The sequence below is a fragment of the Geodermatophilus sabuli genome, assembly GCF_900215145.1.
GTDB lineage: Bacteria > Actinomycetota > Actinomycetes > Mycobacteriales > Geodermatophilaceae > Geodermatophilus > Geodermatophilus sabuli.
Genome location: NZ_OBDO01000002.1, coordinates 188,892 through 200,236, shown reverse-complemented (window position 1 = coordinate 200,236; position 11,345 = coordinate 188,892). Strand labels below are relative to the sequence as shown.

11 protein-coding genes are annotated in these 11,345 nt (G+C 74.4%); 7 read left to right on the top strand and 4 right to left on the bottom strand.

The features are described from left to right. Nucleotides 1-53 precede the first annotated feature (53 nt). Complete coding sequence (locus CRP39_RS26710; RefSeq protein ID WP_097205462.1) at nt 54-242, bottom strand: hypothetical protein; 189 nt, start codon at nt 240-242, stop codon at nt 54-56. Nucleotides 243-442: 200 nt separating this feature from the next. On the opposite strand from CRP39_RS26710, the gene CRP39_RS06500 reads away from it, so the two are divergent. Together CRP39_RS06500 and CRP39_RS06495 are read left to right on the top strand one after the other, a co-directional pair. Continuing rightward, the gene (locus CRP39_RS06500) at nt 443-1,942 is read left to right on the top strand and encodes an MFS transporter (protein WP_097205460.1); all 1,500 of its coding nucleotides are present in this window, start codon (nt 443-445) and stop codon (nt 1,940-1,942) included. Nucleotides 1,943-2,042: 100 nt separating this feature from the next. Further along, the gene (locus CRP39_RS06495) at nt 2,043-3,083 is read left to right on the top strand and encodes a YihY/virulence factor BrkB family protein (protein ID WP_097205459.1); all 1,041 of its coding nucleotides are present in this window, start codon (nt 2,043-2,045) and stop codon (nt 3,081-3,083) included. A 57-nt stretch (nt 3,084-3,140) separates the two neighbouring features. Here CRP39_RS06495 and CRP39_RS06490 read toward each other — a convergent pair whose 3' ends face one another. Together CRP39_RS06490 and CRP39_RS06485 are read right to left on the bottom strand one after the other, a co-directional pair. Continuing rightward, nucleotides 3,141-3,848, bottom strand: coding sequence for a hemerythrin domain-containing protein (locus tag CRP39_RS06490; protein WP_097205457.1), 708 nt, complete (start codon nt 3,846-3,848; stop codon nt 3,141-3,143). A gap of 70 nt (nt 3,849-3,918) precedes the next feature. Next, on the bottom strand, nt 3,919-4,824 hold the full coding sequence (locus CRP39_RS06485; protein WP_097205456.1) for an ABC transporter substrate-binding protein: 906 nt from the start codon (nt 4,822-4,824) through the stop codon (nt 3,919-3,921). A gap of 92 nt (nt 4,825-4,916) precedes the next feature. On the opposite strand from CRP39_RS06485, the gene CRP39_RS06480 reads away from it, so the two are divergent. From CRP39_RS06480 to phaZ, 5 genes are all read left to right on the top strand, one after another. Continuing rightward, the gene (locus CRP39_RS06480; protein WP_097205454.1) at nt 4,917-6,611 is read left to right on the top strand and encodes a phosphatase PAP2 family protein; all 1,695 of its coding nucleotides are present in this window, start codon (nt 4,917-4,919) and stop codon (nt 6,609-6,611) included. Further along, the gene (locus CRP39_RS06475; RefSeq protein ID WP_097205452.1) at nt 6,608-7,207 is read left to right on the top strand and encodes a hypothetical protein; all 600 of its coding nucleotides are present in this window, start codon (nt 6,608-6,610) and stop codon (nt 7,205-7,207) included. Before CRP39_RS06480 ends, CRP39_RS06475 begins: the two co-directional genes overlap by 4 nt. Then, on the top strand, nt 7,204-8,265 hold the full coding sequence (locus CRP39_RS06470; RefSeq protein WP_097205451.1) for a lysylphosphatidylglycerol synthase transmembrane domain-containing protein: 1,062 nt from the start codon (nt 7,204-7,206) through the stop codon (nt 8,263-8,265). The genes CRP39_RS06475 and CRP39_RS06470 overlap by 4 nt, the downstream gene beginning before the upstream one ends. Before the next feature lie 155 nt (nt 8,266-8,420). Further along, the gene (locus tag CRP39_RS06465) at nt 8,421-10,151 is read left to right on the top strand and encodes a PHA/PHB synthase family protein (RefSeq protein WP_172442322.1); all 1,731 of its coding nucleotides are present in this window, start codon (nt 8,421-8,423) and stop codon (nt 10,149-10,151) included. Continuing rightward, nucleotides 10,135-10,992, top strand: a complete 858-nt coding sequence (gene phaZ, locus CRP39_RS06460; protein ID WP_097205449.1) for a poly(3-hydroxyalkanoate) depolymerase — start codon at nt 10,135-10,137, stop codon at nt 10,990-10,992. Before CRP39_RS06465 ends, phaZ begins: the two co-directional genes overlap by 17 nt. Here the strand turns inward: phaZ and CRP39_RS06455 are convergent. Continuing rightward, complete coding sequence (locus tag CRP39_RS06455) at nt 10,943-11,287, bottom strand: hypothetical protein (RefSeq protein ID WP_143426584.1); 345 nt, start codon at nt 11,285-11,287, stop codon at nt 10,943-10,945. The genes phaZ and CRP39_RS06455 overlap by 50 nt on opposite strands. Between the last annotated feature and the right edge of the window lie 58 nt (nt 11,288-11,345).

Sequence of the window (11,345 nt, the reverse complement as noted above, 5' to 3'; positions counted from 1 at the left end):
CCTCAGGGGCCCACGCCGAGCGTGCGAGGCGTGGGGGGAGGGGTGGTCCCCTCTCAGGCGGCGCGGGCGGCGCCCACCGGCTCGGCCGCGGCGGACCGGCCGGGGAGGCGGGTGGTGGAACGGGCGGCGGCCGCGGCGCTCTTCTCCCGTTCGTAGCGTGCCGTGGACGAGGTGCCCATGACGATCACCAGTGCGGTCAGGACCAGGAACCCGATCAGGGTCACGGCCGGCCACAACACCATCAGTACATCCCCCTGCTGTTCTCTCGGCTGAGCCGCCGGGCGAGGCCGGCGGCACGTCGTCGGGCCATGTCTTCCCCCGCCGACTGCCGTCTCAATCGTCGGAACGTGAGGTCTTCCTGACACTCCGCGGCCGACCCCACCCCATCGGGGGACGCCGGGTGACCGCGCCGAGCGCGTCCCGGCCGTGGTCTCATCCCCGCGTGCCCGCCGACGACGACACCGCGGCGCAGCGCCGCCGCGGGCCCCGGGCCGGGCTGCTGGTCGCCACCCTCGCCCTGGGCACGACCGCGCTCTCGCTGCTGCAGAGCCTGGTCGTGCCCATCCTGGACGCCATCGGCGACCAGCTGGGCGTCTCCCCGGCCGCGGCCGGGTGGGTGCTGACCGCGAACCTGCTGGCAGCCGCCGTCTCCACGCCCGTCCTCGGCCGGCTCGGCGACACCTGGGGCGAGCGCCCGGTGATGATCGGCATCCTGGTCGCGATGACCGCGGGCACGCTGCTGGCCCTGCTGACGTCCTCACTGCCGGCGCTGATCGCGGCCCGCGTGCTGCAAGGCGTCTCCTACGGGCTCTTCCCCCTGTCCATCAGCGTGCTGCGCCGCGAGCTGCCCGCGGCCCGGCTCAGCGTCGGCATGTCCGTCGTCAGCAGCACGCTGGCCGTCGGGGGCGTCGTCGGCCTGGTCGCCGCGGCGCTGCTCACCCGGGACGGCGGGGACTACCACCGGCCGTTCTGGATCGGCCTGGCCGCGGCCGTCACCGCGCTGGTGCTCGTCGTCCTCGTCCTGCCCCGCCGTCCGGCGACGGGGTCGGGCCGGGTCGACTGGTGGGGCGCCGTCGTCCTGGCGTGCGGCCTGGTCCTCCTGCTGCTGCCGGTGTCGCAGGGCAATTCCTGGGGCTGGGGCTCACCCGCGACGGTCGGCTGTGCGGTGGGGGCCGCCGTCGTCCTGGCCGGGTGGGTGCTGCTCCAGCGGCACCGGGAGGACCCGCTGGTCCGTCCGGCGATGCTGGCCGACCCCCGCACGCTGGTGCCCAACCTCGCCGGGGTGATGACCGGCATCGGCCTGTTCGCCTCCTTCCTCGCCGTCCTCCAGTTCGTGCAGACGCCGCCGGAGGCCGCCGGCTACGGGTTCGGCGCCTCCGTGGTGGAGGCGGCCGTGGTCTTCCTGCTGCCGGGGGGTCTGGCCGGCGTGCTGCTGGCGCCGGTGGCGGGGCGGGTCGTCGCCCGTGCCGGCGGGCTGCCCACCCTGCTCACCGGTGCGGCCTGCGGCCTGGCCGGCTTCCTGCTGCTGGCGCTGCTCCGCGACGTCGCGTGGCAGGTGGTCGTCGCCGGTCTGCTGACCCAGCTCTGGGCCACCGTGGCCTACGCCGCCCTGCCCGCGCTGGTGGTGTCGGCCGTCCGGCCCGAGGAGACCGGGGTGGCCAACGCGGTGAACTCCATCGCCCGCTCGGTGGGGCAGGCCGTCGGGAGCACGGTGACCGTCGCCGTGCTGGCCGCGGGCGTGGACCCCGCCACCGGCTTCCCGTCGGCCGCGGCGTTCACCGCGGTGGCCCTCGTGGGCGCGGGGGGAGCCGCCGCGGTGGTCCTGCTGAGCGCCGCCGGACTGGCCGGGCGGCGGGGCCGCGGCGGTCCGGACCGGCTGGCCGACGTCGAGCAGGCGACGGCGGCGGCCGGTGAGTGGTCGCCCGTCAGCGGCCTGCGCTGAGGTCACGGAGCGGTCGCGACACGCCACCGACCTGCATGGAACGGAGCCGTCCGGGGAACCCACGTGCTGACGAGTTCCCACCCGACCGGAGGACGAACGAATGGCCCGCTCCACCGGCTCCCGCGGCGACACCACCGCGAAGGACACCCGGTTCTCCGGCAACGCGGCCGGCGACCCCGCCCCCGACGACGACAAGGTCAGCGGCACCCGCGCCGACTACGCGCCCACCGGCGCGGATCCGAAGCCGACGACCGGCGGCACCCTGAAGCGCACGGTCAAGGAGTTCAGCGAGGACAACCTCACCGACTGGGCGGCCGCGCTCACCTACTACGGCGTGCTGGCGCTGTTCCCGGCGCTGATCGCCCTGGTGTCGATCGTCGGCCTGCTGGTCGACCCGGACCAGCTCTCCGACGCGCTCACCACGATCGTGCCGGGGTCCGCCGCGGCGACGATCAACCCGGTCATCGAGCAGATCGCGTCCAACACGGCCACCGCCGGCCTCGGCCTGGTCATCGGTCTGGCCGCGGCCATCTGGTCGGCATCGGGGTACGTCGGCGCGTTCACCCGCGCCGCCAACATCGTGTACGAGACGCCCGAGGGCCGGAAGGTCTGGAAGCTCAAGCCGCTGCAGCTGCTGGTGACCCTCATCGGCGTGCTGTTCGCCGCCGTCATCGTCGCCGCGGTCGTGCTCAGCGGCCCGGTCGCCGACGCCGTCGGGCAGGCCCTCGGCCTGGGCAGCGGCGTCACGACGGTCTGGAACATCGCCAAGTGGCCGGTGATCGTCGTCCTGGTCGGCCTGATGATCGCCGTCCTGTACTACGCGACGCCGAACGTCCGGCTGCGCGGCTTCCGCTTCGTGAGCCCCGGCGCGGCCGTGGCCATCCTGGTGTGGGCCGTGGCGTCGGCGTTGTTCGCCTTCTACGTGGCCAACTTCGGCAGCTACAACAAGACCTACGGGGCGCTGGCCGGTGTGGTCATCTTCCTGGTCTGGTTCTGGCTGACCAACGTGGCCCTGCTGTTCGGCATCGAGCTCGACGCGGAGATCGAGCGGACCAAGGAGCTCAAGGCGGGCGTGCCGCGGGCGGACAAGGAGATCCAGCTCGACGCCCGCTCGGACCCCAAGCCCCAGCAGACCACCTGAACCGAGCAGCCGCGCACGACGAGGGCCCCTCCCCCACGGGGAGGGGCCCTCGTCGCTTCAGCGGGACGTCGGCGGGCGGTCCCCGCGGCGGGCGACCGGCACCCGCTCCACCAGGCCGGCGAGCCCGGCCAGGCCGCGGCTGACCGCCTTCCCGGCCGGCGCGAGCCGTTCGGGCACCCGCCGGACGACGGCGTCGACGACGTCCCGGCTGCGGTCGAGCACCGACAGCGGCAGTGCCGACAGCGCGTTGCCGGGCGGCCGTCGGGAGACCATCGGGTGCGGGCGGGTGGGCGAGACCCGCCGGACGACCTCCCACTGCCGGCCCAGCCGCCGCAGCTGCGCCGGGTCCAGTTTCTCCTGCAGGCGCGGGAACAGGACGTCCTCCTCGTCGCGGACGTCCTCGCGCAGCACCTCGACCAGCCGGGACAGCCGCTGCGCGCGGCGCGGGTCGTCGTGACCGAGGGTCTCCAGCTCGGTCACCAGCTCGTTGACCTCCTGGTGTTCCTCCTCCACCCGCAGGGTCAGCGCCTCGCCGTCGGGCAGGACCCGGCGCAGCACCGGCCACAGCACCGACTCCTCGGCGAAGGCGTGGCTGAACACCAGGCGGTCGATGCGGGTGAGCACCTCCTCCTGCGCCTGCCCGGTGGTGCCCTCCAGCTCGTGCAACAGCCGGTCCAGGTCGACGTGGTCCCGGCGCTGGCGGACCAGGACGCTGCCCGGCCCCCCGAGCTCCTCCACCGTCTGGTCGGCGATCGATCTGCCCACGGCAGGCTCCTCAGCTCGTGCGGGTCGGCGATGCCTCGTCCTGCCCGGGCGGGGCCCCCGGCATGCACGCTCAGCGGCCGGCCCACCACAGCGCCGCTGCCTCGGCGGGGGTCTTCCCGTCGAGGACCACCAGGCGGTTGAGCCGCACCAGGTCGGCCCGGTCCAGCCGGGCGCTGACCGCGTCCAGCGCCTCCCGCAGGCCCTCCCCCACCCGCTCCAGGACCGCGGTGCGCACGATCGGCACCACGTTCTCGTGCGGCTGCAGCCCGCGGTCGTCCTCCAGCAGCACCAGGGGGGCGGCGGCCAGCCGGGCGTCGGTCGTCTCCAGCATCCCGACGTCGATCGTCCCGGCCAGCACCGCCTCCGCCGTCGCCGAGCGGGTCGGCATCGGCAGCACCTGGCCGAACTGCAGGCCGTAGACCTCGCGCAGCCCGGGCAGGCAGTACCGCCGCTCCGGGCACTCGGGGGGCCCGCCGAACACCAGCCCCGGGGCGAGCGGGGCGAGGTCGGACAGCCGGGTGACGCCCCGCTGCTCGGCGAAGGCGGCGCGGACGACGAAGCCGTTCTGGTCCTCGGCATCGGCCGCGGCGAGCACGGTGGCCCCGCGCTGCCCCATGACCCGGCCCAGGGCGGCGTGCAGGTGCTCGGGCTCCCGGGGGACCGCCGGCCCACCGGGGTCGACGAACTCCAGCGCGGCGCCCAGGTAGTCGACGACGACGTCGACCACGCCCTGCTCCAGCGCCGGCAGCACCACCTCGCGCGTGCCGGTGCCGTGCTGCACGTCCACCGGCAGCCCGGCGCGGCGGACCGCCTCGGCGTACACCTCGGCCAGGATCTGGTTCTCGGTGAAGTCGTAGGAGGCGATGCGGACCGCCTCCTGCGCCGCCGGTGCCGGGGCGGGCGACGTCGACCCGCAGGCGGTCAGCAGCGCGAGGAGCACGGCGACCACCGGGAGGACGGCTCGGCGACACCGCATCGGGCCTCCTCCCGCCGTCCGGAGCAACGCTAACCGGGGACGGCGACGATTTCGATGGACCCGGCGCCGGGTCAGGGGCAGCATCGGTCGGCATGGCGTCGCCCCCGCACGCCGTCCCGGAGGCCGATCCGGTCCGGCGTCCCGGTCCGCCGGGCATCCAGCGTGTCCGCCGGCGCCGTCGCCCCTCCGGTGAGCCCCCGCCGCTGCCCCGGCACCTCAACGCCTCCGGCCGGTGGTGGCTGGGCCTGTCCGCCGCCGTGTTCGCCGGCTGGGCGGCGGTCGTCGTCACCGACGAGGTGCCGCTGGTGGACCTCGCGGACACGCGGGTGCTGCAGGCGATCGCGACGCTGCGCTCCCCCGGGCTCACCACGGTCGCCGAGGCGGCCGGCGTCCTGGCGACACCGCCGGTGGTGCACGGGCTGTGGTTGACCAACCTGGCCGTCCTCGTGGTGTTCCGCCGCTGGCACCACCTGTTCACCTGGGTCGGCGTGGCGCTGGTCGTGGTGAACCTCGGCTCCCTGGCCACGCTGCTGCTGCGGCGGCCGCGCCCGTTCGAGGTCGAGCTGCTGGGGTCGTGGTCGGGCTACGCGATGCCGTCACTGCCGGTGACGGTGCTGTCCGCGTTCCTGGTGAGCACCGTGTACGCCCTCGTGCCGGCCGGCCGGTCCCGCACGATCGGCAAGTGGGTGGTCGTCGGTCTGCTGGCGGTCACCGTGGCCTCCCGGTTGTACCTGGCGCAGGACCACCCCAGCGGCATCGTGGCCGGGGTGGTCCTCGGCGTCGCCACCCCGCTGGCCGCGTTCCGGCTGATGACCCCGAACGACGTCCACCCGGTGCGCTACCGCCGCGGCCGCCCGGCGCACCTGGACGTCTCCGGCGCCCGGGGAGAGGCCATCGTGCGGGCGCTGCAGGACCAGCTGGGCCTGCTGGCCACCGAGGTGCAGCCGTTCCACCTGGAGGGCTCCGGCGGGTCGACGCCGCTGCGGATCACGGTCAAGGCCGAGGACGGCGAGGGCTTCGTGTTCGGCAAGCTGTACGCCGCCACCCACGTCCGGTCCGACCGGTGGTTCAAGCTGGCCCGCACGCTGCTCTACGGCGGGCTGGAGGACGAGAAGCCGTTCCACACCGTGCGCCGGCTGGTGCAGTACGAGGACTACGTGCTGCGGCTGTTCACCGACTCCGGGCTGCCCGTGCCCCAGCCCATGGGGATCGTGGAGATCACCCCGGAACGCGAGTACCTGCTGGTCACGGAGTTCCTCCTGGGTGCCCAGGAGATCGGCGACGCCGACATCGACGACGCGGTCGTCGACCAGGGGCTGGCCGTGGTGCGGCGGATGTGGGACATCGGCGTGGCGCACCGCGACGTCAAGCCGGCCAACGTCCTGGTGCGCGACGGCACCCTCTACCTCATCGACTCCGCCTTCGCCGAGATCCGGCCGAGCCCGTGGCGGCAGGCGGTGGACCTGGCCAACATGATGCTGGTGCTCGCGCTGCGCACCGACGCCGCGCGGGTCCACGCCCGGGCGCGGGTCCGCTTCTCCGACGAGGAGATCGCCGAGGCCTTCGCCGCCACCCGCGGGATGACCATGCCCACGCAGCTGCGCCGCTGCCTGCGGGCCGACAGCCGCGACCTGCACGCCGACTTCCTGGGGCTGCTGCCCTACCGGCTGCCCCCGGTGCGCATGCAGCGGTGGAGCTGGCGGCGGGTGGGGCTGTCCCTGCTGGCCCTGCTCGGGCTGGTCCTCGCGGGGCTCGTGGCCGCCGGCCTGCTGGACTCGCCGCTGTGAGCCGGGCACCGCGGGCGGCCGCGCTCGCCGCCACGCTCACCCTCGCGCTCGGCGGGTGCGTGGCACCGGTCAGCAGCTCGTTCGGCGCCGCGCCGGGCTGCTCGATCGGGGACGACGGCAAGGCGGCCAACGGGGTGCTGCTCATGGCGCAGGCCGTCCCGACCGCGTCGCGGGTGCCCTGCGTCCAGGGGCTGCCGCTCGGCTGGCACTTCGCCGGGCTGGAGGCCCGCAACGGTGAGGCGCGCTTCTGGCTGGACTCCGACCGCGACGGGGCGCGCGCCATCGAGGTACGGCTGAGCGCCGACTGCCGCACCGACGGCGCGACGGAGATCCCCAGCGACCGCGACGGCATGCGCCGGCTGGAGCGGGTCACCGAGGTCACCCCGCAGTACCGGGGCTCCCGCTTCTACCTGTTCACCGGGGGCTGCCTGACGCTGGTCTTCACCCTGTCCGGCGACAACCGGGGCGAGCCGCTGGCGCTGGCCAGCCAGGGCATCGGCGTCCTGCGCCGGGGTCAGCTCGACGACCAGGTGCGCGCCGAGACCGGCGGCCGGCTCGGCCTCGACCCCCCGGGCGCGGACGGGGACCCGCCGTGAGCCGGCCCCGCTGGCAGCGGGTGGTCGCGCCGGTGCTGTCCCTGGCCCTCGCCGCCGCCGTCCTGTGGTGGTTCCTGCCCCAGTTCACCAGCGTCTCCGCCGTGTGGGACACGGTCCGCGCGATGACCTGGGTGGAGATCGGCGTGCTGGCCCTGGCTGCCGCGTGGAACCTGGCCACCTACCAGTTCCTGGTCGTCGCGACCATGCCGGGGCTGACGCTGCGGCAGGCGACGGTCTCGACGCTGACGACCACCGCGGTCTCCAACACCGTCGTCGGCGGGGCGGCCATCGCCCTCGGCCTGACCTACGGCATGAACTCCTCGTGGGGCTTCTCGCGCTCGCGGACCTCGGTCTCCCTGCTCGTGTCGGGGCTGTGGAACAACTTCGCGAAGCTGGCGCTGCCGGTGTTGGCCCTGAGCCTGCTCGCGTTCAGCTCCACGCCCAGCACCGGCCGGGTCCTGGCGGGGGCGGCCGGCCTGGCGGGCCTGGTCGTCGCCGTCGTCCTCATGGCCCTGTTGCTGCGCAGCCGGGAGGGGGCGGCGCGGGTCGGCACGGGCCTCGGGCGGGTGGCCTCGGCGGTGATCCGGCCGTTCGGTCGGCCGCCCGTGCAGGGCTGGGATCTCGCGACGACCAAGTTCCGCGACCGGACGACGCTGCTGCTGCGGGCCCGCTGGCACTGGATCACCGCGGCGACGCTGGTCAGCCACCTCTCGCTGTTCCTCGTGCTGGTGCTGGCGCTGCGGGCCGTCGGGGTGGACGCCGCCCAGGTGAGCGTGGTCGAGGCGCTGGCGGTGTTCGCCTTCGCCCGGCTGCTCACCGCCGTGCCGTTCACCCCCGGCGGGCTCGGCGTGGTGGAGGTCGCGATGATCGCGGGGCTGGCCGCCGCCGGCGGGGAACGCGCGCTGGTGGCCGCCGGCGTGCTCGTCTACCGGGCGCTGACCTACGTGCTGCCCATCCCGCTCGGTCTGTGCACGTACCTGTTCTGGCGGCGCAACCGGTCGTGGCGGCGACCGCCGAACACGGCGCCGCGGACGGCGCTGGTCCCGGAGACGGTCTGACCGTGTCCCATGTCTGGGTCGAGACCGGCTCTCCGGCCCACACCAGTCGAACCTGGAGCAGGCCCGACACCCATCCGGCTGAGCAGGCGGGCCGTGCCGGACCGTGGTTGAGTGTCTGCGGTCGCACCGCGATCCAGGTACCGAGGAGGCCGGCCATGACCGACGCCGCGAACGCACGACGGCCCGAGGACCGCACCACCGACGGACCCACCCAGGACGCCGGCGATGCCGTGATGGGCCTGGACATGCTCCTCGTCGACGGTGCCCGCGGGCCCCTGCGCCGCATGATCCCCCCGGCCCGCACCACGCTCGCGCTCGGCCGGGCCCTGGCCGGACGCCCCCAGGTCGTGGCCCGCCGCGCCGGCGGCCTGGTCAAGGACCTCGGCAAGGTCGTCGTGGGGCGCTCCGACATCGAGCCCTCACCCAAGGACAAGCGCTACACCGACCCGGCGTGGCAGGGCAACGGGCTCATGCGCCGCGCGATGCAGGCGCACATCGCCGCCGCCCGCACCGCGATGGGCCTGGTGGAGGACGCCGACCTCGACTGGCGCGACGACGAGCGCATCCGCTTCACCATGACCAACCTCGTCGACGCCCTGGCGCCCAGCAACACCCCGCTGAACCCGCTGCTGTGGAAGGCGATCATCGACACCGGTGGCCGCAACGCCGTCACCGGGCTGCGCCAGATGGCCCACGACCTCCTGACCCCGCCGCGCGTGCCCGCGATGGTGGAGGAGGACGCGTTCACCGTCGGCGAGGACCTCGCCGTCACCCCCGGCTCGGTGGTGCTGCGGACGCCGGTGTTCGAGCTGATCCAGTACCGGCCGACCACCGAGAAGGTGCGGCAGATCCCGCTGGTCATCGTCCCGCCGACGATCAACAAGTACTACATCACCGACCTCGCGCCCGGCCGCAGCATCGTCGAGCACTACGTCGCCTCCGGCCAGCAGGTCTTCATGATGTCGTGGCGCAACCCGGACGAGCGGCACGCCGACTGGGGCCTGGACACCTACGGGCAGGCCGTCCTCGACGCGATGGCCGCCGCCGAGAAGATCACCGGCAGCGACCGGACTGCGCTGCAGGGCTTCTGCTCCGGCGGCATCATCCTGGCGATGGTGCTGGCCCATCTGGCCGAGACGGGGGCGCAGCACCGGGTGGCCGCCTCCAGCTACGCCGTCGCCGTCCTCGACTGGTCGAAGGCCGGGACGATCGGCGCGCTGATGGACGAGGAGGCGGTCAAGGAGGCGACGGAGAGGTCGCGCAAGAAGGGCTACCTGGACGGCGCCTCGCTGGCCGAGGTCTTCGCCTGGCTGCGGCCCAACGACCTGGTGTGGAACTACTGGGTCAACAACTACCTGCAGGGCAACCCCCCGCCGGCATTCGACATCCTCTACTGGAACTCCGACACCACCCGGATGAGCGCCGCCCTGCACCGGGACTTCATCGACGTCGCCATCGGCAACAAGCTGGCCCAGCCGGGTGCGGCGACGATGCTGGGTTCCCCGGTGGACCTGTCCAAGGTGGAGGTCGACGCCTACGTCACCGCCGGCATCGCCGACCACATCTGCCCGTGGCAGTCCTGCTACCGGACCACCCAGCTGCTGGGCGGGCGCAACCGGTTCATCCTGTCCACGAGCGGCCACATCGCCTCCCTGGTGAACCCACCGACGAACCCGAAGGCGTCCTTCCAGTTCGCCCCCGAGACGCCGGCGGACCCCGAGCGGTGGCTGGAGCTGGCGGAGAAGCAGAAGGGCTCCTGGTGGCCGGACTTCGTGTCCTGGCTGACCGAGCGCACCGGCGACGAGGTCGACGCGCCGTCGGCGCTGGGCAACGACGAACTGCCGCCGCTGGCGGAGGCGCCGGGCACGTATGTCTTCGACAAGTAGCTCCCCGCAGGCGTCCCGCGGCGGCCGGTTCCGCCCCGGCGAGACCGTGCGCACGCTGACCGTCTCGGGGCGCACCCTGCGGGTCTCGGTCCGCGCCGGGGACGACGACTCGGTGCCGCCGCTGCTGCTCATGAACGGCATCGGCGCGAGCCTGGAGGTGCTGCAGCCGTTCGTCGACGTCCTCGACCGGCGGCGGACGGTGATCAGGTTCGACGTCCCGGGGGTGGGCGGCTCCCCGCGGCCGGTCGTGCCGTACGTGCTGGCGACGTTCAGCCCGGTGGTGGCGGGCCTGCTCAGCAAGCTGGGCCACGAGGACCCGGTCGACGTCCTGGGGCTGTCGTGGGGCGGGGGGCTGGCCCAGCACTTCGCCGTCCAGCACCGCCGCCGCGTGCGGCGGCTGGTCCTCGCGGCGACCGGGACCGGCTCGATCATGGTGCCCGGGCATCCGCGCGTGCTCGCCCGGATGCTCACCCCGCGCCGGCACCGCGACCCCGCGTACACCCGGAACGTGGCCGGGACCATCTACGGCGGCAGCGTCCGCGACGACCCCGCCCTGGCAGCGCGGGTGCTGCACTCGGCCAGCCGGCTGGGCCCGCGGCGCGGCTACTACTACCAGCTGGCCGCCAGCGCCGGCTGGAGCAGCCTGCCGTTCCTCCGGCTGATCCGGCAGCCCACGCTGGTGGTCGCCGGCGACGACGACCCGATCGTGCCGGTGGTCAACGCGCAGATCATGGCCCGGCTGATCCCCGACGCGCAGCTGCACGTCTACGGCGGCGGACACCTGGCGCTGATCACCGAGGCCCGCCATCTGGCCCCGGTGGTGGAGCGCTTCCTGGACTGAGTCGGACCGCGGGCAGGGCCGGGCGCAGCAGCGCCCCGGCGTCGGCGGCGGGCATCGGCCGGTGGAGCAGGACAGCCTGGGCCTGGACGATCTCCTGCTCCACGCCGCTGCGCGCGGCGTCGAGCTGCGCGACGGCCCGGACGGCGTCCTCGGCGCGCTCGGCGCTGGCGGCCTCGGCCGCCCGGGTGCGTGCGATGTCCGCCGTCAGCACGACGACCCCGACGACGGGGATGAGCACGAGCGCCGTGCGGTACAGCCACGCGCCGGCGGCTCCTGGTTCGCCTGGTCCGGTCATCGACCGGACGGCGCCGTTCCTTGCGCCTCTTCCCCAGCGTGGGTGACCGGCCCGCGCG

Excerpts from the sequence above, each read along its gene's own strand:
- CRP39_RS06495 (WP_097205459.1), top strand. The coding sequence starts at position 2,043 with ATGGCCCGCTCCACCGGCTCCCGCGGCGACACCACCGCGAAGGACACC.
- CRP39_RS26710 (WP_097205462.1), bottom strand. The coding sequence starts at position 242 with ATGGTGTTGTGGCCGGCCGTGACCCTGATCGGGTTCCTGGTCCTGACC.
- phaZ (WP_097205449.1), top strand. The coding sequence starts at position 10,135 with ATGTCTTCGACAAGTAGCTCCCCGCAGGCGTCCCGCGGCGGCCGGTTC.
- CRP39_RS06485 (WP_097205456.1), bottom strand. The coding sequence starts at position 4,824 with ATGCGGTGTCGCCGAGCCGTCCTCCCGGTGGTCGCCGTGCTCCTCGCG.
- CRP39_RS06455 (WP_143426584.1), bottom strand. The coding sequence starts at position 11,287 with ATGACCGGACCAGGCGAACCAGGAGCCGCCGGCGCGTGGCTGTACCGC.
- CRP39_RS06480 (WP_097205454.1), top strand. The coding sequence starts at position 4,917 with ATGGCGTCGCCCCCGCACGCCGTCCCGGAGGCCGATCCGGTCCGGCGT.
- CRP39_RS06465 (WP_172442322.1), top strand. The coding sequence starts at position 8,421 with ATGACCGACGCCGCGAACGCACGACGGCCCGAGGACCGCACCACCGAC.